This window comes from Nitrososphaerota archaeon (assembly GCA_011605775.1).
Lineage (GTDB): Archaea > Thermoproteota > Nitrososphaeria > Nitrososphaerales > JAAOZN01 > JAAOZN01.
Genome location: JAAOZN010000040.1, coordinates 14,562 through 35,427, shown reverse-complemented (window position 1 = coordinate 35,427; position 20,866 = coordinate 14,562). Strand labels below are relative to the sequence as shown.

The following is a 20,866-nucleotide window of genomic DNA, read 5'->3' as shown; positions in this document are numbered from 1 at the left end:
TAATATCAGCGGTCGGCTTCTACCGCCCAATAATTCAAGCTCCAGTGTATCACTGGAACATCGGCCACCTTATGCCCAGGAAGCAGCTTTTTAACCCCGGCTAAGAGGTTTCTGAAAGAGGGGGTGCTGATCTTAACCCTATATGGCTTCTCCTTTCCGTCGCTGATTATATAGAATGAGAGGCTTCCTCGCGCCGCTTCTGTTCGAGCGTAGGCTTCACCCTCCCTACCTCTCAATCTCCCTCTGATGTGGTATCTGACTGGCCCGGGCTTCATCATCTTGACTGCTTGCCTTATTATCCTTAGGCTCTGATACATTTCTAGGTAGGAGACCATACAGCGAGCATATGAGTCACCCTCTTTCATCACAGGCACGTCAAAGTCGATGGTATCGTAGAGCGAATAAGGTTCATCTTTACGAGTATCTGAAAAGACACCAGATGCCCGAAGCGCTGGACCTACTATGCCGAGATCTATGGCGTCTTGCCTACGCAAAACACCAACGCCTACCGTTCGATCTAGAAAGAGCGGGTTCTCAAAATATATCTCCCTATAGTGGCTGATGCGCTCCTCAAATTTATCGCAGATCTTCAGCACGTAATCCGTCCAACCCTCTGGGGCGTCGTTTCTAACTCCGCCGGGCACAAAATAGGCGAATGTGACTCTAGCACCAGCAAGTCGTTGAGCAGCATCGATAATAAGTTCGCGGTCGCCCATAGCCCACATAAACATTGTTGAGTGCCCTGTGAAGATACCCATTATTGCAAGCCAATATGTGTGGTTAAGTATGCGGTTAAACTCAGCCATTATTATGCGCAGATACTTAGCCCGCTCAGGGACCTTATCTGAAATGTCAAGTATGTCTTCTGCAGCGAGCACATAAGGGAAGAGCATGCCTGAGGAATCGTGTACAGTCATACGCTCTAGTTGAGGTATGTTCTGAAAGTAGTTCTTGTATTCACACATCTTCTCCTTCCCTCTGTGCACATAGCCTATGTCTGGTTCGACTTCGGTTATGATGTCTCCATCCACACCTAAGACAAGCCTCATATGCCCGCTCCCAGGGTGCTGAATGCCGAAAGAGATGGCGATGCTCCGCTCATCCTTCCGAACCCATTGGAAGAGCTGCCTACCCAGTGTATCATAGTCTGGCACATCAAGAGCTTGCTGGAAACGCTCTAAGAAAGGTGGTGTTTTAACCTTCATAAAGTCGCTTTGTGTCGGTATGTATTCTGGCGGAGGGGTATGAAGGACAGCCCGCTCTATCTTAAGCCCTGAATCCTCACGCTCGATCGCCCCCCACTTTTTAACTTGAAACTCCTTTCTCAACGGAGGGGTATCGTCCCAATCGTCTGGTAGAAGTAGCTTGGCTAGCTTCGGATGCCCCTCAAAGCGGATACCCAGCATCTCATACTCTTCTCTCTCGTGAAAGTAAGCTCCAGGCCATATGTTGATAAGGGATGGGAAGACAGGGTTATTCCGAGAGATTCTGCTGCCTAAGATCAATACCTTAGACTTCAGACCTTCTTCTACTGAGCCCACAATATATAGGACTTCCATTGCGTTATCATTAGGGTGGTCTATGCCACAGACCGACTCTATGTGGTTAAAACCGTATTCTTTCACAACCTCAGCCACTCTTACGACACTTTCCGCAGGCGTCACGACCTTAATCCTATTTCCTCTGACGGTACACTGGGCTTCTGGCGCTCTCTCTCTAATCTTCTCAAACAGATCGTTCAAGTTTTCGCTGCCTCCCTTCGCTTCCCAACTAGATATGACGGCTTACCCACAGAGGGTGGTATGCTCAACTCAAGCGGGGAGTAGTAAAGCTTGTTCCTATCATAGTCTGCCAACCTAATCTCAGGAGTCATATGTAGGCACTCGAAGGGGCAAGAATCGACACATAACCCGCAGAACACGCATCTCCCATAATCTATAGATGGGAAGAGACTCTTTTTGTTCTGCTCAAACTTTACTTCAGGCACTTCTACCATCACAATCGCGTTACTTATTTCATCGCACATAAATGAGCATAGCTGGCAGCCAGTGCACTTATCTAACTCAAGGTAGTGGCGCCCTCTCCAGCCGGCGGCTGCGACACCCTTCTTTGGGTCAAAGGAGTAGTAGGTTTCAGGTAGGCCGCTTTCGACTTCAGGGTACCTTCTTGTAACACGACTATAAAATAGGTGGCGTAACCCGCTTTTAACCGCGTTAAGTATCGCTATCGGTTTTACCATGTCTTATCTCATCCTCCACTTAGGTGAGAGGCGAAGATAAGATTCGGATATGACCCTCCCTTTAAGATCCATACAACGAATCTTCTCCTGAAGCTTCACGATACCATCTATAACTGCTTGGGCTGGTGGAGGGCACCCTGGTATGTATACATCGACCGGGATGATTTTGTTAACCCCTTGGAGCACATTATAAGACTGCTCATAGAGCCCTCCAGATATTGCGCAAGCACCCATGGCTATACAAAACTTTGGATCGGGCATCTGATCCCAAATCAGCTTTAACCTAGGTGCTAGCTTTCTGGTCACCGTACCCATAACTATCATAAGGTCGCACTGCCTAAGGCTCCCAAAGGCTTCCAATACGCCAAAACGCTCCATATCCCACCTTGGACCAGCCGAGGCCCCTATCTCAACGCTGCAGCACGCTGTTTCAACGTGAGTCGGCCAAAGAGAGTAGAGTCTACCCCAGTTAACAAGATAGGTTAGCGGCTCGCCTATAAGGTAGTCCATAACCCTTCTTATTGCACTTTTAGGCTTGACCACTTCATTAACCTTACCCACCAGCACGGCCGCAGACTGAGGTCCTTCCGCTCTGCTCTGCATTATCGCTTCGACTGCTTTTGGGTCTACCTCGCTTTGCATAACGGTAAGCTCCCTCTCACTATCCGGTATATATGTTTGCATATGTTAAAACATAAGAGTTGGCTTCCCCGCTATTATGGGGTTTGGTTAGGTGAGGTAATAATTATGGTTGAGATCAGAAAGGACTATTTTAGAGATTCGCTTTGTATAGTGAGCGATGAAGATCTTGAGCGCGGTTACCTAGAGGCTGGCGGAGGCGAGGAGGTTTGCCCCTACTGTGCGGGTAATGAGCACCTAACTCAACCAGCCGAATTGGTCTTAGTGCAGTATCAAGGCTCGCTGGTTAAGAAAAGCGATACTGAAGAGGAGAGAATTAAGAACTGGTCCATCAGAGTTATTCCTAGTAGGAAACCATTTGTTAGCATATCTCAGCAGTCAAGATTTACTGATCTCCCTCTTTATAGCGAGCCTGCATTCGGCTACCATTATGAAGTAGTGGCGACACCAGACCACCAAGAAACTTTATCAACCATAAGCGTAAATCAGTGGTCTAATCTTCTCAGAGTCATTCAAGACCGTATGAAGTGGTTATATGGTAAGAAAGGTGTAACATATGTTTCTGTTTTCGCAGAGCGAGCAAAGGGGCACGCTAGATTCAATTTGGTTACACTCCCTAAGCTCCCGCCCATAGTGGAGCAAGAAGCCACCGCCTTCCATAACACTTATCGAGAAACGGCTGTATGCCCGATGTGTAACGTTGTATCTATTGAAACAGGCGGCCCAAGGCAGATATACCTAAACGAGCATTATATCGTCTTCGCTCCTTGGGCTCCATCATCCTTATACGAATTCTGGGTCTTCCCTAGGAGGCATCAGACCAGTTTCCTAAAAGTTGGGCAGAAGGAGCTTGATAACCTCGCCCTCACTATCCGAGCGGCATTAGGTGCGTTTGATAAGGCTTTTAACTTCACACCCTATACCATCGTGTTACACTCATCCTCAGAGAAGAAGACATCTAAGCAGCTACACTGGCACCTCGAGGTGCATGCGAACGCTCCACCAGCGAACTCGCTTCACGTGGGCACGGGCATATATTTCAACCCTCTTCCACCGGAGAAGGTAGCTAGCAAGCTCAGCTTCGCATTTAAAAGAGAGTTCGCTGCGCTCGTAGGTGTCTCCTAGTCTCCGCTCAACCTCTTTTTCAACAAAGCTATGTTGGGTGTTGGTGCTGGTGGAATCCCTCTTAACACAGCAAGGTAGAGCGTTGCGTACTCCAATATGTAGAGGAGCTTCACCATACTTTTGAAGAGCGAAGCCTCTCCCGCGTGGACGCTCCTATACTTGACACCAGACCGCTCAACCAGCTCCATAAGCGTATCAAACCGCTTCTTTAACCTTTCATCGTATTCGTTTATTGCGAAGAGGACCCGAAGGTTTGAAGGATAAGGGAGCCAAGCTTCGATACTGTTGTGGCAAGCTTCAGGCAATATCTCAACAGACGCATGAACCTTAGCGTTTTCGTTAAGCGAGTTCTTGAATCTCAAAAGTACACCCCTAAACTCCTGAGGACCGTATACTATTGGGTATGCGTTATAGAGGTGGTGCGCGATCTGCTTTGCTTCATTATCTTTCAACTCACTCTCCACCCCTACCGATCCCCTTAGCCTACGCATCAAAGCTATTGTGTCGTAGAGGTCGCTCTCCGAAACCAGTTCATAGCCCAACCTTTCTAGAGCAGATAGGGTTGAGTAGAGTATGAAGGGTAAGGCTGATCTAGGGGTTAGGGCGCTGCCAAGCTTTACGTGTGGTACGCTATTCTCCTTACAGATCTTCTCGAGCTCTCCACCAGAGGAGAACCCGACCACTTTACATCCTCTCTCAAGCGCCTCCTTAAGGGCAGATAGAGTTTCTTCTGTATCCCCTGAGTAGCTGACCGCTAGAACCAGTGTCAATTTATCAGCGAACTGTGGTAGATGATACCCCTTAACTACATAGAGGGGAAGGAATCTGGCTCTGCTGAAAGACAGATCTTGCAGAATATCTCCGGCACAGCCTGAGCCACCCATCCCACAATACACTATTTTATTCGCATCAACTCCTTTAAGATCTACTGATAGCTTGAGAGCTGACTCAGCCTGCTCAGGCCAAGATTCGTAGTCTCTGTGCAATCCTTCTCGATCTACTCGTTCAACCTCCCCTTTACTCAGCTCCACACTAACCACCTCTCTCAACTCTACACATTTCAAAGACAGCCTTCATCATATTCTCATAGGCCTCGCCTGGGCTTTTACCTCTTCTACTCATCATCCTCCTCTGCACCTTTAACACCTCCTCTAATGGCATAGGCTCAGCGCCTCTCTCAACACCTTTTGGGCAGAATGTGAAAGGCGGTATATCTCGGTCTATGAAGCCTCCTATGTGGCTAAACACGCCTATCTTTCTACCCGTGCTTATCTGAGTGCCTATCGAGGATTTCACACCATCGCCTATGAAGCACCCTAATTTCACACGCTTGGTATCAACAACCGCACCATCCACACTTACCCTCACGCTACCGTATGTGTTCTTAAGATCTGAATTACAAGTACCAGCGCCTAAGTTGACCCACTCCCCTACAATAGAGTGTCCTATGTAGCCTAAATGCGCCTTATTGGTGTAGCTTAGGATAATGGAGTTGGAGACCTCGCCCCCGATCTTACAACCCTCACCGATCACGCTACCTTCGATTATAGAGGAGGGTTTGATGAGGCTGCCCATCCCAATATAGGTAGGTCCAGAGACCCTAGTAAAAGACTCAACTGTGCACCCATCATCTAAAATTATAGGACCTGAGCTGGTATCAAATGTAACGAAACCTTCTACCGTGACCCCATCTCCAAATCTTAAACCTTCTCTACTGCCCTTAACAAAGATGTTAGGGGGTAACGCCTCCTTCGCTTCCCCCATTTGCTTTGCTTGCTCTCTTAACGCGGGTCCGATTAGATCAAGGAGATGCCAAGGATATTTCGCAGCCACTGTGTTAGAGACTCTAAAAGAAGGTGAGGAATCAGGTAAAGCGTTGAAGTAGGGTTTACGTTCTCTTATGGTTTGCATAATCTTACTTAGGTGAAACTCGTCCAGCCTCGCTGCAGCAAGTAAGTCTTCATCAAAGATCGCAAACCTCTTATTCTCTGAAGCCACCTTCTTAAGAAGGTCTTTGAAACTAGGGTTGAAAAAGCCGTTTACAAGTATGGCGTCTTCATTTACAGATTCTGGATTTACTGCGAAGTTTTGTTGTCTTTCCTCAACCACCTTCTTTAGATAATTTGGCACTAAAAGAACCACCTCATCTGGCTTTAGAGCGTTAAGCAGTCTATCGAGTACAGTACCTGCAGCAAAGGGTAGCTCGAATGCTGCTCTTGTGTAGGTTAGTGGCTTGAAGTTGTTTGAGATTATAGGGTCGTCGAAGACTACTAGATACAACTAGGGAGGCACCGGCTTGCTAGAGGATCTTACCGAGCCTCTCAAGATACTTCCTGTAGGCTGAGGCATATGACTTTTTGTCCCCTATGTCGATGAAGCCATCTTCTATAATGTGTCCGTAAATCCTTTCCCCGCTCTTTATCATATTTTGGAAGGCTAGATCCATACTGTATACGACACCTTCAGGTATGTAGTTTAAGACTTTGGGCTCCATAACGTAGCAGCCGATGTTGATTAAACCTTGAAGCTCGGGCTTTTCCCGCCAGTTCTGCACAAACCCCTCAGCATCTACATCTATGAAGCCGTATTTGAGCACCACCTTATACTTGCTTAGCGCTATCGTTGCGTCAGCCCTCTTCTCCCTATGTTTATCCACAAAGCGTTGCAGATTAAAGTCGAAGATGGTGTCGCCGTAAAGACATAGGAAGGTGTCAGATATGTAGGGTGCAGCACTCTTAAGCTGACCAGCAGTACCCATCGGTCTGCTTGTGCGTATATATGTGATCCTAACCCCGAATTCAGACCCATCCTTAAAGTATTCTTCGATGGTTCTGCGTAGATATCCTACACAGATGCATATATCATCAAACCCATACTTCTTAAGCCACTCTAACACGTACTCTAAAACAGGTCTCTCACCTAGAGGGAGCATCGGCTTAGGTACGAAGAGCGTGTATGGTCGAAGCCTAGTGCCCAGACCAGCTGCAAGTATAACAACCTTCAACCTGCTCACACAGCAAGTAAGTGAGACGCCGTTAGTTAAAGTTTACACCAATATTCTGGAGCGGTAATCTGCCAAGACTAGCTTCACGCTTTCAGCAGAAGAGCCTAGTGCAAGGGAGTTAAGTATCACCCCTTTGCAACCAGTTCGGGCTAAAATCGGTAAGAAGCGTGGCTCAACTATCTTCTGAAGCAGATTTAAAACAGGCTTTTCAGAAAGCCCCACGAGAAGCCTCAGCGTACCAAGATCAAGAGCAGTCATATCTTGAGCAACTGCTTGTGACGGGGTTAGTGCAGCGACCAGAGCGTCAATATTAGGGTCCTTAGATAGCGCCCTAACCTGCTCAATAACATACCCAGGCCCTATGGCAGCAAACTTAGACACTCTCTCATCGGATAAGACGAGGATGGGCATCTGGTGCGCAAACATGATCAGAAAATCTATGTTCGCAGCTATCACCCTCTCCCACTCTTCTGAATCTATGTGGAGGGTATCGCCCATGTAGAGCCCTACGGGTATGCTTACCGTTGAGGTGACCGCTCTTATACCCTCCTCTTCTAATTCAAAGTTTCCGAACCTATTTGCTCCGAAGTCAGATGCTCCGGTGCTTACAACCAGCGCATCAGCACCACCTTCTTCAGCAGCAGCGGCAAGATCGGCTCTGTTGGCTAGTAAAGCGGCTAGAAAGAGGAAGTCCTTCTCAGAGAGCAAAGTTACGACTTTAGGCAAGAGATAGGACCTCTGCTCATACCCATTCTCTAAGACTCCTCTATGTGCAGATTTAAATCATTTGTTGATAATTAAGTAACAATCTTGTCAAGCATCATGGCTAGGAATATTAAAGCAAGATAGGGGCTGGATAACTTAAACCCGATCCAAGCTCGCTCTTTGCTCGGCTTAACGACGAGCCAAAAGTTTACCGCCAGCGCCACTGCGCCTAGGATCGCCGCTGTTGTAAGGTATATTGTTCCGAAGGTGCCTGCAAAGTAGATGCCTATGCTGAAAGCCACCATGAGTATGGATGTTGAGGCGATGCACCTTACAGCTACGCTCTCGCTGACGACGACTGGGAGCATAGGTACTTTCGCTTTGGCGTAATCGTCTTTCGCATAGAGTGCAAGTGCCCATATGTGACCCGGAATCCATAAAACTACCAGCGCAGCCATCAGTAACGAGGTTAGATCGATTGTGTTCTTGACCGCTGCATATCCTATGAGCGCTGGTGCGCCTCCTGAGAAGCCACCTAGGATTATGCTTACAGGGTTCCTCCTCTTCAGCATCTTGCTGTAGATTATGATGTTGTCTACAAGCCCGAAGACCATAAGTAGCGCAGCTATCGGGTTGATGAGTAGTGCTAGAGTGACTGAGGCTAATGCTAGGGCTAAGCCGTAGTAGAGCGCTTTCTCCGCTGGGTATATTCTTCTTGTGGGTATAGGTCGAAGCCTAGTTCTATCCATGACAGCATCAATATCCCTATCTATATAGCAGGTGATCGTGTTAGCTCCAGCAGAACCCAATGTTACAGCGATAATAGTTAGCGCAAACAGATACGGGTCTATGCTCCTACCAGCAGCAACCACATAACCTCCGAGCGCCGTGAATACGAGCAGATACCATACTCGCGGTTTTGTTACCTCGTAATACGCTTTAACCCGCTCGAGCAAAGAGGTTACCCTAGAATACCCAGCGACATAAGTATAAATATAGTTTGTTAAAGATCTTCTGTGAAATGCCCATAGAATACACCGACCCCGATGAGGTATTCGAGGCTCTTCTCGGTGCGCAGCGTGCCCAACCCAAAGTCGTTGAGGTGGATGTTGCGGACGCTTTTAACCGTGTTCTAGCCGAGGAGGTCAAGTCGCCTATAGATGTGCCGGCCTTTAACAGCTCACATCTGGATGGGTATGCTCTGAGATCTGTTGATACGCTGAATGCTACGCCTCAACATCCTGTGGTGCTAACCATTAGAGGATCTATTGAGTTGGGTGTTAAACCCCCCAAGATAGTCCAAACAGGGGAAGCCTATCGTGTTAGAACTGGGAGCTATCTGCCTGAAGGTTGTGATGCCGTGGTTGGAAAAGAGGAGGTATATGTAGAAGGAGACAAGGTTTATGTCACCAAGCCAGTCAAAGCGGGTTCAGAAGTTGTTAAGAAGGGGTCTGATGTAGCAAAAGACATGATCGTTCTCAGATCTGGGCACAAACTCAGAGCGCAGGATCTGGGTATGCTAAGGCTTCTACGTTACACCAAGGTTAAGGTCTACGCCGAACCGGTAGTAGCTGTAGCATCAATAGGTAGCGAACTTACTGAAAGCGTGGAAGAGGCGGAGCTGGGTAAGACCCTAAATACACACGCCTACACCATCACAGCCCTAATCAAGAGCGCAGGCGGTAAACCCCTCTACCTGGGTATTGTGCCAGACGACCCTCAAGCGATAAAAGATACAGTACTCAAGGGGTTGGCTAAAAGCAGCCTACTTCTGACAATAGGCGGCTCATCTGTAGGCGAAGCAGACTTGGTTTCGAAAACACTCCAAACACTAACACCAACTATGCACAAACACGGGTTAAAGCTACATCCAGGAAGGGTGGCTGGGTGTTGTGTTGTGAACGGCAAAGCCGTAATAATACTACCAGGTTTGATTCAATCGACTGTAAATGCCTTCGTCTACTTAGCCTTGCCACTCATAAAGAAGCTTTCAGGGCAAGAGACAACTAGATACGAAGCTACAGTACGGGCTAGGCTCGCTGAGGATCTGGTCTTTCACAGATTCCCAGACTTCAAGAAGATGACATGGGTCTCGCTTAGAAAGAAGGATAATGAGCTAGTCGCCCACCCAATTCGAGGAGACTCTCCAATGCTAAACGTGCTTGTAAAAGCTGATGGATACATCTTGACCGAGCCGAACCGAATGGTCGTAAGGAAAGATACAGACGTGGATGTGGCGCTTGTGCCGGGGCTATCTTCTTTGCCATAGCCAGAAACCTTTTTTACCGCAGCCGCTCTTAAGAAAAGAAGATGATGCAGCCAACCTACACAACAAGCGAAATCTACCATAAGGTAGCCGAGCTACTTGAAGATGGGAAGAGGTTTGTGTTAGCCTCTGTAATACGCGCAGCCGGCTCAACACCTAGAGGCACAAGCGCAAAGATGATCGTTCTCGAGGACGGCAGCAGCATAGGTACTATCGGCGGCGGGTGCTTAGAAACCTATGTGCTTCACGAGTCTAAGAAGGTTTTTGAAGATGGTGTGCTTAGGATCGTAGAGGCGGATCTTGGAGATGACAGCTGGTCTGGTCTGGGGATGGCTTGTGGTGGGAAGGTGGAGATAGCGTTGGAGCTTGTTGAACCCAACCCTAGACTAATAATCTTGGGCGCTGGGCACCTTGCTAAAGCAGTAGCTAAAGCTGGAAGGTTTGTAGGTATGAGGGTAGTGGTCATAGACCCTTTTGCAAAACCAGAAGACTTTCCTGAAGCAGAAGCTGTTATAGCAGAGGGCTATGAAGATGGTGTATCTAAGATACCCATCTACGCTTACGATAGCATTGTGATATGCACGAGGCATCAAGGAGATGAACAGGCGTTAAAAGCGGTTATAAATTCTAAGGCAAGATACATAGGGATGGTTGGAAGCGCTAATAGGGTTCAACTTGTCTTCAGAGAGCTTATGAAACAGGGCTATCCAGCAGAGAAGCTTTTAAGAGTTCACGCACCTATCGGACTAGAGATAGGCGCAGAAACCCCAGAGGAGATAGCGGTCAGCATAATTGCAGAAATCATAATGAGCAGAAGGGGAGGAACAGGTGCACCTAAGAAGATAAGTAAAATCGAGCAGGCGGTAGTAGAGAAGGCTTAGATAGCCTCTAAGAGTGTTTGGTGTTTGATAAGCCTAGTGGTTTTAGCCGCTGGCATGTCAACTAGATTTGGAGAGAATAAGATGCTCTACCCTATTGATGGCGAACCCATGGTTAGGAGGGTGGTGAAGACCGCCCTCTCCTCTTCAGTAGATGAGGTTATAGTGGTTGTAGGATTTGAGGCTGAGAAGGTGAGGGAGGCGCTTAAGGGGTTAGGGTGTAAGGTGGTGGAGAATCCTGAGTACGCTACTGGGGGGCAGAGTTCATCGGTTAGGTGTGGTGTTAAACACGTTAATGAGGACGCTGATGCTGTTATGATACTTCCAGGCGATGTTGCCTTCATCGACGCAACCGTAATAGATAAGGTGGTTGATGAGTATGAGAGAAAGGGGGCGAAGATCGTAGTAGCAGCCCATCAAGGTAAGCCTGGGCATCCGATTCTCTTTGACCGAAGCCTTATACCAGAGATCTTAGCGATAGATGAAGCAGGATACGGGCTTAAGGCTGTAGTAAACAGGCATAAAGCAGATGTAGTCTATGTGGAAGCGAGCACACCGAATGTGCTACTTGATGTCGATAGAAGATCCGATTTGAGTAGGAGAAGCTAGACTAGCGCCTTACCACACTTGGGGCAGAATGTTGCATTAGGCTTCACTTCTGCTCCGCAGTATCTACATTTACTCACATCGGTTGGGAGCACTTTGGTTATGACTGGCGGCTCCTTCTCGGCACGCTGCTTCTCATAACGCTTAGCCACAAGTATACCTACCTCTAATAGTACAACTAGAGGTGCAAAGAGTGCTATGTCTGCTATTGGTCCGCCGTCTGGTGTAATCAGCGCAGTGACTACAAACAGTGCTGCGTAGACATACTTCCTGTTCTTGGTTAGGATCTCTGTGCCGACAATATTAAACTTCACGAGTATGACGAAGATTACTGGGAAGGTGAATACTAGGCCGCAAAGTATAACCATCGTAAACACAAGTGTGTAGAAGTCCATAACGTAAACCAAGGCTTCAACCTGTAGCGCCTCGAAGAAAGGCAGTAGCGCCCATATCATGAAGGGGGAGAGGATCTTGTATCCGAAGACCGCACCCGCTATGAATAGGGAGATAAATGCGGCTACAAAAGGATAGACCATTCTTCTTTCTTCGGGGTAGAGTGCTGGATCAACGAACTTATAGACTTCGTAGAACATTACTGGGAGGGTTACAGCAACGCCCAGTGCGAATGAGGCTAGTATATATAACTCTAGAGGGGTGGTGATTTCACCAGCTATGAGCTTGACCGAAGCTGGTAGGATGTCCTCCCTTATGTAGTTCAGAAGAACCGAAACAAGAGGCTTGAACACAGGCGGATTATGTAGAAAAGATAGGTCTGCCGGGAGAGCCATAAAGATGATCGTCGAGGCTACGAGTGTATAGAGGATGATCTTCAGTCTACTGGCGAGCTCAGCCAGATGCTCTTGAAACGTAAGCTCCTTGTCTTTTGACATGCTGCCACCTGAAGGTATATCCTCTAGCCGCTTTCTTCAGCAGCAGACGCCCTTTAATTGTTTGCTTCCTCTTGTTGAGAGGGTTGAGGCTTATAGTATCAGAATAGCGTAGAGCCTACTGCTGCTGGCCGCTCTGGGGCTGTGTAGTGGTTTGGGGTTGTGTGGTGCGTGCACGCTCTAGTATCTCCTTTGAAATCTGCTCCCTCGTCTTACCCGCGGTCTCTATGCCTAGGCTCTTGGCTGTTTGGATAAGGTAGTCGTCACTCGCTGTTTTAGGTTCAGCTGTAGATGCTGGCTCAGGTTCTGGTGCGGGGTTTGTGAACTCTTTCTGCGCTTTTTCGAACTCCTTTCTCGCTTGACCTAAGGCGCGAGCGAGCTTAGGTATCTTATCTGGGCCCCAGATCATTATTACTGCGAGTATGACTAGGATGACTATCCACTCCCAGCCGACTATAGCCACACTATTCACCACACAATCTATCGCAGAGGGGTAGATATAAGGCTTCCCCGACTTCCGACCTTTCCTCTTTGAATTGTCGAAAAGATTAAATGCGATTGGATGTTTGACCGTTCATCAAGCTGGTGTGAAATGGTCGAAGAGCGCACTATGATCTTTTTAGAGCCATCGTGTGCACTTTTTCCAATAAACTCTATCGGATTCAATACCATTCAACTACTTTATACAACACGTCCTGTGATTTCTTCTACTCAACAGACTCTGCTTTTAAGGGGGCTTTAGGTGTTGCGTACACGCTTACTTGCCCTACCCATCTTCATCATAATAATATCTTTACTCACTGTGGTATTGGATCTTGACTTTAAACAGACAGCATCTTTGGTCGCCTTCTTAGGCTTCATATTTGGCACGCTCCTCTTCTGGAGGTTCAGATTAGCCTTCGCCCTCATAGGTGTTGTGACACTTCTTGTTCTAGGTTTGATCGATGTGCCAACGCTGATAGACTTTGCTGGGTTGGATATAATCCTCTTTCTGATGGGTATGATGATAGTCATAGGCTTCCTCGAGGAGAGGAGGTTCTTCGAGTACATCATAGACAAACTTTCAGCCATAGCTGGCGCTTCAGGTGTCAAGCTTGTAGCGGTCATGATGATTTTATCAGCTCTCTCTGCAGCCTTAGTGGATGAAGTTACCTCGATACTCTTTATGTCAGCGTCTATGATACACCTCTGTCTACGCGTTAAGATTAACCCCATACCATTCATCATAATGCTTGTCTTCGCCACAAATATCGGAAGCGCCGCAACCGTGGTCGGCAACCCTGTAGGTGTGCTTGTAGCCTTACGTGGCGGCTTTACTTTCATAGACTTTCTACGCTGGGCAACTCCAATCTCGATAGTTGGGTTAGCGATCGCCATACCCTTATCGGGCTTCTACTATAGAAAGGAGATAAAACTCTTAGATGAACGCCTTAAGCTCAGAGTGGTCAAGGGTGCGGAGAGAGGAGAGGCTGCAAACCAAACTACGAGGGATCTTTTGGTTTCAGCGCTACTATTCATCGGAACGATCGCTGCGCTTATAATGCATAGTCAGATTGAGGCGCTCCTTCATTTAAAGAAGAACACGATGCTGATAGGTACGGCTCTTGCAGCCGCAGCTATAGCAATCATCATAGACCGAGAGAGGGCGAGACAGATCGTTGAGAGGAGAGTAGATTGGTGGACCCTATCCTTCTTCCTCCTACTATTCGCCTCAGTAGGAACCTTAAGCTACGTTGGGGTTGATCAGAAGATCGCAGCCAAGTTGACAGCGCTTCCAATGGGTGAAATCCCCCTTCTCATAGTCTTTACATCAATTGCCGGCTTAATGAGCGCGTTTATGGATAATGTGCTAACAGTTGCAACGCTACTTCCGATAGTAGAGGAGCTCGGTACTTTCGGTATCAGCAACCAACCCTTCTGGTGGTCGGCGTTGTTCGCAGGAACATTCTTCGGAAATCTAACGATTATAGGTAGTACAGCCAATATAGTGGCTATCGGAATCTTAGAGCGGCGGGAGCTCGGTCACATCACTTTAAAAGAATGGATTAAGCCCGGAGCACTCGTATCCATACCTACGATTGCTGTAGCGTTACTGCTCCTAATCGTTCAGATCCCGTTTATGAAAGGTTAGTCTGAGACGGGTTTGCAGCATATGAATAAGTGTTTATCATCTTTACCTAACCACATTTCATAATTGTTGTCAAGCACCAACTCTACGACTTGGCTCCACGGAAATCTCTGTTTATCCAATATTATGATACGGTAGCCGCCGTATTGAAGCGTCACTTCTCCAGAGTCACCTATTATCTCTTTCAGCTTCGTCTCAACATCACGGTAAGGCGCTTGCATCTCAGATATCCTACGCTTCGCAGCCTCAAGCTCCTCCCTGTATCTTGATAAAGCGGCTTCGAGCTGGGCTATCTTCTGTTTAAGGAGTTGAGTCTCCTTCTTAGACTCCGCTTCGGCAAGCTTGGCCTCCAACTCTTTTATACGTTCTTCGAGCTGCTGCACCCTACTCTTATCTGCTGAACTTTCGCTCAACCAGTTCACCTTACATCTAGGTGACCACCTTATATCCTTTACGAAAGTCTTGCAAAGCCCCCAGTCTTGAAATCGCTTTACTCTCGCGACATCAAAAAGAAGAGTGGGGTAAACTAGCCTCTGCTTAACCCTTCAGCTCCTTTAGGTGGCTTTCCACAGCAGCTATCTCTTTCTTAAGATCTTCCAGGTATTCTTCGAGCTCTTTTATGTGCTCCTCTTTTGTTAGGAAGCGTCTGCCGAAGCCTCTGTGGTGCCAATGGTGGCATTCGCAACCGCAGCAGCAACACATATTTTTTCACCAGTATGTATTTGGTTTGTGTCTGTTTATAAGTTCTTCGTTCTTCCCGAATAAATAAACTTAAATATGTTGTCGCTACTTCAGATGGCTGGGCTCCCGTGGCTTACTCGCTTTCTCACCCTCTGGATATTCCTAGCTATGATCATAGGTGTAGGTCTAGGGTATTGGGTTCCGCAAGTCTCTGATGTCATCGGCTCTCTGAGCGTCGGAACCACCTCTATTCCTATAGCGATAGGTCTGATCTGGATGATGTATCCTCCCCTTGCTAAGGTTAGGTATGAGGATCTTCGTAAGATAGTTACAGCAAGCGGCTCAAAGAGGATGCTTACACTATCACTGATCCAGAACTGGCTTCTAGGACCACTTCTCATGTTCATATTAGCTTGGATCTTTCTAGCAGACTACCCATCTTTCAGAAATGGTATAATCATCGTCGGTCTGGCTAGGTGTATAGCTATGGTGATCGTCTGGAACAGTCTCGCAGAAGGTGATAATGAGTGGGCAGCGATTCTTGTCGCGTTGAACTCTGTCTTCCAGATAGCGATGTACTCGATACTCGCCTACTTCTACATAACCGTGCTCTCCTCTCTGATCTCAGGTGAAGGACTAGTGGTACACATATCGCTAATAGAGGTAGCGCAGTCTGTAGCCATCTACTTAGGCATACCCTTCTTTGGAGGGATGATAACAAGATTCTACCTCTTAAGGAAGAAGGGGAGAGAATGGTATGACAACGTATTCATGCCGAAACTCAGCCCTACATCTCTATTTGCGCTCCTCTTCACAATCATAGTCATGTTCTCTCTTAAAGGCGAATACATAGTTACTCTACCGCTCGATGTAGCAAGAGTCGCCATGCCACTGTTGGCTTACTTCACAATCATGTTCTTTTTATCATTCGCATTAGGCTACCTCTCTAAACTTGACTACCAACGCACCACATCGCTAGCCTTCACAGCAGCAAGCAACAACTTTGAACTGGCGATAGCGGTCGCCGTTTCAGTCTTCGGCTTAGCCTCACAAGAAGCATTCGCAACCGTCATAGGTCCCCTCATCGAGGTGCCTGTCATGATAAGTCTTGTGAACGTAGCCCTATGGTTTAGAAGAAGGCTCTATGCTGCTGAGAGAGTAGAGGCTAAGGCGGTTAGTTAGATAAGCTTAGAGGTAGCCGATCTTAGGGAACCTTTTAACCGCCACACCAGCCTCTATAACATACGGTACTGCCTCGCTTAAATCGAGTGTGCGGAGGATCGGTGAAAGCATCTTGTCAGCGGGGACTTCGTTGAAATCAGAACCATAGGCTAAAGGTGAGACCGAAGGCAGCACAAGATATCTGCAGCCGCTGGTCTGGAGATCGATGAACGCCTTAAATCTGTGCTTGGCGCCCACATCGTCTTTGAGTGTTATGGCTGGGTGCTCATGTCCTAAGATCACAACCCTACAGCCTCTTCCATCTACAGTCAATGGTTTATGGCCGTGTGTTAGAAGTATGCCGCTCAACTCTAGATAGGGGTCGTGTAAAGGCACACCGAGTTCTTTGAGGACCTTGATTATGTAGTTATCGTGGTTCCCCCTTACGACTTCAACGTCTAGGCTATGCGCTCTCAGTTTAGAGATCAGTTTCTTTACACCGAACCACTCTGGCTCTGTTACCTCTGCGAACTCGTGTTTCACGTCGCCAAGCAATATTACCCCTCTGCAACCCAGATCTTTGGCTGGTGTGATTACGTGTTTAATTATAGTAGGTAAGATTGGTGCTGGAATATGTATGCCTTTCTCCTCGCTTTCATCCTCGAGCCCTATGTGTAGGTCCGCTGCTACAAGTAAACCCTCTTTCTCAAGCAGAATCGCTGGGTATGGTGATGCTATCGAGATTCTCCGCGTGATCTTGATCCTCTCAGCCACGTTTTCTACCTTCAAGGCGCCTCTCCTTTATCCTCCTCATCACACTATCGTAGAGGGCTTCAAGCAGCGCCTTCTTATCCTCCATAAGCACTATATCGCTGTAGCCCAGCAGTATGAGATCATGGGTGAAGGGTGAAGGTAAGTCTGAAGTAGGCGCTACAATAAACCTTCTTCTACCAGATGCAACATCACCTAAGACCTCTTCAGCTGTCTTAACATCCATCACATCCTCAAGCACCTCTCTATAAGCCTCTTCAACAACAGGAAAGCCCTCGATCTCATCACACAGCTTAAAGAGTATCTGCGAGTTCGTCTGCTGCCTAGCAACGGTTATCTCATGCCCCTTATAGTTACGCAGCACCATAAGAGCCCTAGTCGCACAGTGCCTAAACCTTCGTCTAACGAGCTCAGTATTCCTAATCGAGGAGACGAGCAGCCCCCTCAAATTCTCTCTCGTCACTTGGTTTACGAGCCACTTCGGCTCTACACGCCTGCCTACAGGTAAAGTTAGCATGAAGCCTGAATCACTAACCGTCACCATAATGTTCACTTTTAGGTTAAGCGCAACCACGTGTGCATAAGCCCTTGAGAGGGCGTCGTTCACCCTTCTACCAAAGACGGTGTTGAATATTATATTCTGCCTACCTTCGTTGTCCACATAATCTTCGACCAAAAGGTTGGTGTCGCTCGGCATATCCCCCAATCCCAATGTAGTTAAGAAGTCGTATTCAGCCTTCATGTAGCCTAAGATCGCTTTAGCCGCGTTAAGGGTGCATTTGTAGTCACGCATAATCCAATCTATGATCTCTTTTTTCGCAACCCCCTCCTTCAGCATCTTAAATACTTCGCTTCTAAACCTACCTATGGCTTCGCCTAGATCGAAGCTGAGGGGCAGCATCTCGCTGAACCACGTCGGCACAGTAGGCTTACCCTCCTTGATCGGCGTAACATACGCCTTCACGCCTCTTGAGTAGCGATAGTCGTAGAGCCTCCCGCCAAGTATGAATATGTCGCCTTTAGTAAGCCTCTCCAGAAACTCCTCTTCGATCGAACCCACCCACCTACCGTCAAGCGTGTATACTTTGATGGCCACTTCATCCGGTATGGTTCCCACGTTGGTTGCGTAGATCACTCTTAGAAGCGCTCCTCTTCTCCCAAAGGTCCCCTCCTCTTCATCATACCAGATCTTGCCGTAAACTCTGAAGTTCTCGAGGCTCTTGTATCCGCCGCTAAGATACTTGAGTAGGCGCTTAAGCTGGTCTAGGGTTAGATCTCTGTAGCAGTAGCTTCGAGTCAAGACCCTATAGGCTTCTTCTACACGCCATTTCCTCTCGATCGCCATCCCAACAATATGCTGAGCCAACACATCAAGAGGACCTTTAGGTATGTAGACCCTATCCAACCTCCCTTTTGAAGCCTCGGAAGCCAGCACAGCGTCCTCAACTAGATCGTCACGCTCAAGAGGGATGAGCACCCCCTCTGAAACCCTGTTCAGAGCATGCCCCGATCTGCCTACTCGCTGGAGACACCTCGAAATAGACTTAGGCGAGCCTATCTGCACAACTAGGTCGATGCTCCCTATATCTATCCCGAGCTCTAGGCTCGTGCTTGTTACTACGGCTCTCATCACACCATTCTTTAACTTATCCTCGACCTCTTTTCTTATCTCTCGAGATAGGCTACTGTGGTGTGCAGCAAGCTCATCAGCATCAACAGCGTTGAGTTTAGATAGGTGGTAGACTACGCGCTCGGTACCAGACCTCGTGTTAGTGAATATGAGTGTCGTCTTATGCTTCCTCACAAGATCCCTTATCATCCGATACATCTTTGACGTGACATACTCTGCCGATGTGTGAACCAAGTCGCTTACAGGGAGATCTACCGTCAGCTTAGTAGGCTTCACAAACCTCGTATCAGCTATAACACAGTCTCTGAGCGCCCCGTCTTCATATCCAACCAGAAACTTCGCTACCTCCTCAAGGGGGTGGATAGTCGCCGACAACCCTATGCGGGTGAAACTCTTCTCGCAAAGCTCCTGAAGCCTCTCAAGAGAAAGCGTTAGGTGTACCCCTCTTTTTGAGCTACATAGTTCGTGAATCTCATCCACTATAACCCACTTAACAGACCTGAGCTTCTCACGAAACTTCGGCGCACATAAGACTATGGCTAAGCTCTCGGGAGTGGTTATAAGTATGTGAGGCGGCTTCCTCAACATCTTAGCCCTATCAGATGAGGGCGTGTCACCAGTCCTAACAGCCACCCTAATCTCAGGCAGCCCACTATCGGTTCCCATCGATCTAGCAGCCTTCTGAATACCCTTTAGCGTCGTGTTGAGATTCTTCTCGATATCGTTGTTCAAAGACCTTAGCGGCGAAACATACACCGCATAGACCTCATCGCCTAAGAGCCCCTTCTTCCCTAAGCTCAACAACTCATTTATAATCGATAGAAAGACCGCAAGAGTCTTACCCGAGCCTGTAGGCGCGGCTATAAGCGTATTCTCGTGGTTCTGAATAGACCTTATCGCATAGATCTGCGGCGGGGTTAGTGAACCAAAGGTTGCAAAGAACCAGTTCGATACTTCAGGCTCGAGGAGCGCAGCTACCTCAGCCTCTGAAATCGCCTTAGCAACCGTCAAAGCCAAGAAGGCTCGTCTAACAGATTATCCAAAGGGGCGTCTTAAAAGCATGTAGCCAGAACCTACTCATCAGCATATGCCCCTACTGTTTCCTGCATCGACGTTAAGGGTCTCGCATCAAACCCCTCTCTACGAAGATGCTCCGCGAACTCAGCAGCAAACCCGTGGAAAGTGTAGACCGCCTCTGGGCAGCACCTCTTCACAACCTCTTTAAGTTCGGTGAAGTCACAGTGGTCGCTCAGCGGAATAGCGTAATCAACCCCCATAGCATACTTAAAGCTCGGCTCAGCGGCCCAGCCTGAGAAGGCTATGGTGACCGCCCTATACTTCTTCTTCAGATTTGAGATGTAGGTGCTTCGTCCACTATACATCGGGGTAATAAGCACCCAAGGCTTCTTCCCAAGCAGCCCCTTACTTTGAGCCTCTTGGTATGTTATATGGTCTCCACCCAAATCCAACCCTAGGCTAGAGCAGGCAGAGTTTATCTTCGCTACAGCGCCGTGTTGGTAAAAGGGCTTCCAAGCTGAGAAGATTCTAGTCAGAATCTGCGCCTTACCCAGAGGATAGCCCATGAGTATAACTGGTCTCCCCATTGAGAAGTGCTCAGAGATGATCTTGTGCGTCTTATCAACCACCTCTTCAATAGGCGGGAATTTGAATACCTCTTTACCATATGTGCTTTCGATTATGAGCACTTTGCAGCGTGGTGTCTCACCTCCTTTAAGAAAAGCTCTGCTTCTAAGCGAAAAATCCCCAGTATAGTAAATCTCGTCATCTATAAGTAGGCTTCGTGAGCCGAAGATGTGCCCAGAGTTCATCATCTCAAGCCCATCCATATCCGATACAAGATTCTGGATAACTCTACCACGAGCAGCAGCCAAAGCAGCCGTCTCCCTCGATGCTAAAACCTTCTGCCCACCTGACTCAAGTAAATGGTCTTGGTGTGCGTGCGAAACAAATACCAGCCCCCCACCACCAGATCTAGTCGGATCTAGAAGCAGCTTCATATCTCCATACTCAACCACTATACCGTCAGCAGCCCTTACAGATACCCTCCTCAACACTAGAGGCTAGCGCTCAGCACTTATTTTAGGGATATGCTAAGCTAGATTTAAAAGCCTCTACAAACAATAAG

The 20,866-nt window shown here is 47.8% G+C and carries 21 protein-coding genes; 6 read left to right on the top strand and 15 right to left on the bottom strand.

The window, feature by feature from the left end; all coding sequences use genetic code 11:
* Positions 1–5: 5 nt before the first annotated feature.
* From HA494_03860 to HA494_03850, 3 genes are read right to left on the bottom strand one after another with little or no spacing between them, the layout of a single operon-like run.
* On the bottom strand, positions 6–1,742 hold the full coding sequence (locus tag HA494_03860; GenBank protein ID NHV96905.1) for an NADH-quinone oxidoreductase subunit D: 1,737 nt from the start codon (positions 1,740–1,742) through the stop codon (positions 6–8).
* On the bottom strand, positions 1,739–2,239 hold the full coding sequence (locus HA494_03855; protein ID NHV96904.1) for a 4Fe-4S binding protein: 501 nt from the start codon (positions 2,237–2,239) through the stop codon (positions 1,739–1,741). Before HA494_03855 ends, HA494_03860 begins: the two co-directional genes overlap by 4 nt.
* 3 nt (positions 2,240–2,242) lie before the next feature.
* Complete coding sequence (locus HA494_03850) at positions 2,243–2,842, bottom strand: NADH-quinone oxidoreductase subunit B (protein ID NHV96903.1); 600 nt, start codon at positions 2,840–2,842, stop codon at positions 2,243–2,245.
* Between the two features lie 144 nt (positions 2,843–2,986).
* Here HA494_03850 and HA494_03845 point away from each other — a divergent pair, with 144 nt between their 5' ends.
* On the top strand, positions 2,987–4,003 hold the full coding sequence (locus HA494_03845) for a galactose-1-phosphate uridylyltransferase (protein ID NHV96902.1): 1,017 nt from the start codon (positions 2,987–2,989) through the stop codon (positions 4,001–4,003).
* Here HA494_03845 and HA494_03840 read toward each other — a convergent pair.
* The 5 genes from HA494_03840 to HA494_03820 form a co-directional block, all read right to left on the bottom strand.
* On the bottom strand, positions 4,000–5,034 hold the full coding sequence (locus tag HA494_03840; protein ID NHV96901.1) for a bifunctional phosphoglucose/phosphomannose isomerase: 1,035 nt from the start codon (positions 5,032–5,034) through the stop codon (positions 4,000–4,002). The two genes, HA494_03845 and HA494_03840, sit on opposite strands and share 4 nt — an antisense overlap.
* A 1-nt stretch (position 5,035) precedes the next feature.
* On the bottom strand, positions 5,036–6,283 hold the full coding sequence (locus tag HA494_03835) for a hypothetical protein (GenBank protein ID NHV96900.1): 1,248 nt from the start codon (positions 6,281–6,283) through the stop codon (positions 5,036–5,038).
* Between the two features lie 19 nt (positions 6,284–6,302).
* Entirely contained in the window at positions 6,303–7,007 is a 705-nt protein-coding gene (locus HA494_03830; protein NHV96899.1) for a nucleotidyltransferase family protein, read from the bottom strand.
* A gap of 42 nt (positions 7,008–7,049) precedes the next feature.
* Positions 7,050–7,733 carry a hypothetical protein gene (locus HA494_03825; protein NHV96898.1) on the bottom strand — a complete coding sequence of 228 codons (684 nt, stop codon included), beginning with the start codon at positions 7,731–7,733 and terminating at the stop codon, positions 7,050–7,052.
* Positions 7,734–7,804: 71 nt separating this feature from the next.
* Complete coding sequence (locus HA494_03820) at positions 7,805–8,668, bottom strand: protoheme IX farnesyltransferase (GenBank protein ID NHV96897.1); 864 nt, start codon at positions 8,666–8,668, stop codon at positions 7,805–7,807.
* A gap of 65 nt (positions 8,669–8,733) precedes the next feature.
* Here HA494_03820 and HA494_03815 point away from each other — a divergent pair, with 65 nt between their 5' ends.
* From HA494_03815 to HA494_03805, 3 genes are read left to right on the top strand one after another with little or no spacing between them, the layout of a single operon-like run.
* A complete protein-coding gene (locus HA494_03815; GenBank protein ID NHV96896.1) occupies positions 8,734–9,981 on the top strand; it encodes a molybdopterin molybdotransferase MoeA in 1,248 nt (415 codons plus the stop codon).
* Between the two features lie 44 nt (positions 9,982–10,025).
* The gene (locus HA494_03810; GenBank protein ID NHV96895.1) at positions 10,026–10,859 is read left to right on the top strand and encodes a xanthine dehydrogenase; all 834 of its coding nucleotides are present in this window, start codon (positions 10,026–10,028) and stop codon (positions 10,857–10,859) included.
* Positions 10,860–10,883: 24 nt separating this feature from the next.
* Positions 10,884–11,465, top strand: a complete 582-nt coding sequence (locus tag HA494_03805) for a nucleotidyltransferase family protein (GenBank protein NHV96894.1) — start codon at positions 10,884–10,886, stop codon at positions 11,463–11,465.
* Here the strand turns inward: HA494_03805 and HA494_03800 are convergent.
* Both HA494_03800 and HA494_03795 read right to left on the bottom strand, forming a co-directional pair.
* The gene (locus HA494_03800; protein ID NHV96893.1) at positions 11,462–12,352 is read right to left on the bottom strand and encodes a zinc-ribbon domain-containing protein; all 891 of its coding nucleotides are present in this window, start codon (positions 12,350–12,352) and stop codon (positions 11,462–11,464) included. The two genes, HA494_03805 and HA494_03800, sit on opposite strands and share 4 nt — an antisense overlap.
* A gap of 115 nt (positions 12,353–12,467) precedes the next feature.
* The gene (locus HA494_03795; GenBank protein NHV96892.1) at positions 12,468–12,758 is read right to left on the bottom strand and encodes a twin-arginine translocase TatA/TatE family subunit; all 291 of its coding nucleotides are present in this window, start codon (positions 12,756–12,758) and stop codon (positions 12,468–12,470) included.
* Positions 12,759–13,091: 333 nt separating this feature from the next.
* Between HA494_03795 and HA494_03790 the strand changes: the two genes are divergently transcribed.
* Positions 13,092–14,480, top strand: a complete 1,389-nt coding sequence (locus tag HA494_03790; protein ID NHV96891.1) for a hypothetical protein — start codon at positions 13,092–13,094, stop codon at positions 14,478–14,480.
* On the opposite strand, the gene HA494_03785 is transcribed toward HA494_03790, so the two are convergent.
* A complete protein-coding gene (locus HA494_03785; protein NHV96890.1) occupies positions 14,477–14,890 on the bottom strand; it encodes a hypothetical protein in 414 nt (137 codons plus the stop codon). The two genes, HA494_03790 and HA494_03785, sit on opposite strands and share 4 nt — an antisense overlap.
* Positions 14,891–15,014: 124 nt before the next feature.
* Complete coding sequence (locus tag HA494_03780) at positions 15,015–15,179, bottom strand: DUF5320 domain-containing protein (GenBank protein NHV96889.1); 165 nt, start codon at positions 15,177–15,179, stop codon at positions 15,015–15,017.
* A 93-nt stretch (positions 15,180–15,272) separates the two neighbouring features.
* Here HA494_03780 and arsB point away from each other — a divergent pair, with 93 nt between their 5' ends.
* Positions 15,273–16,340 carry an ACR3 family arsenite efflux transporter gene (arsB, locus tag HA494_03775; GenBank protein NHV96888.1) on the top strand — a complete coding sequence of 356 codons (1,068 nt, stop codon included), beginning with the start codon at positions 15,273–15,275 and terminating at the stop codon, positions 16,338–16,340.
* 6 nt (positions 16,341–16,346) lie between these two features.
* On the opposite strand, the gene HA494_03770 is transcribed toward arsB, so the two are convergent.
* From HA494_03770 to HA494_03760, 3 genes are read right to left on the bottom strand one after another with little or no spacing between them, the layout of a single operon-like run.
* Entirely contained in the window at positions 16,347–17,108 is a 762-nt protein-coding gene (locus HA494_03770) for a hypothetical protein (GenBank protein ID NHV96887.1), read from the bottom strand.
* Positions 17,086–19,737 carry an ATP-dependent helicase gene (locus tag HA494_03765; GenBank protein NHV96886.1) on the bottom strand — a complete coding sequence of 884 codons (2,652 nt, stop codon included), beginning with the start codon at positions 19,735–19,737 and terminating at the stop codon, positions 17,086–17,088. The genes HA494_03770 and HA494_03765 overlap by 23 nt, the downstream gene beginning before the upstream one ends.
* Positions 19,738–19,793: 56 nt before the next feature.
* Positions 19,794–20,792, bottom strand: coding sequence for an exonuclease (locus tag HA494_03760; protein ID NHV96885.1), 999 nt, complete (start codon positions 20,790–20,792; stop codon positions 19,794–19,796).
* Positions 20,793–20,866 lie beyond the last annotated feature (74 nt).

Bases quoted from the DNA above. Each gene is read 5' to 3' on its own strand.
- HA494_03855 (NHV96904.1), bottom strand. From the start codon at position 2,239: ATGGTAAAACCGATAGCGATACTTAACGCGGTTAAAAGCGGGTTACGC.
- HA494_03850 (NHV96903.1), bottom strand. From the start codon at position 2,842: ATGCAGAGCAGAGCGGAAGGACCTCAGTCTGCGGCCGTGCTGGTGGGT.
- HA494_03845 (NHV96902.1), top strand. From the start codon at position 2,987: ATGGTTGAGATCAGAAAGGACTATTTTAGAGATTCGCTTTGTATAGTG.
- HA494_03815 (NHV96896.1), top strand. From the start codon at position 8,734: ATGCCCATAGAATACACCGACCCCGATGAGGTATTCGAGGCTCTTCTC.
- HA494_03810 (NHV96895.1), top strand. From the start codon at position 10,026: ATGCAGCCAACCTACACAACAAGCGAAATCTACCATAAGGTAGCCGAG.
- HA494_03800 (NHV96893.1), bottom strand. From the start codon at position 12,352: ATGTCAAAAGACAAGGAGCTTACGTTTCAAGAGCATCTGGCTGAGCTC.
- HA494_03795 (NHV96892.1), bottom strand. From the start codon at position 12,758: ATGATCTGGGGCCCAGATAAGATACCTAAGCTCGCTCGCGCCTTAGGT.
- HA494_03780 (NHV96889.1), bottom strand. From the start codon at position 15,179: ATGTGTTGCTGCTGCGGTTGCGAATGCCACCATTGGCACCACAGAGGC.
- arsB (NHV96888.1), top strand. From the start codon at position 15,273: ATGGCTGGGCTCCCGTGGCTTACTCGCTTTCTCACCCTCTGGATATTC.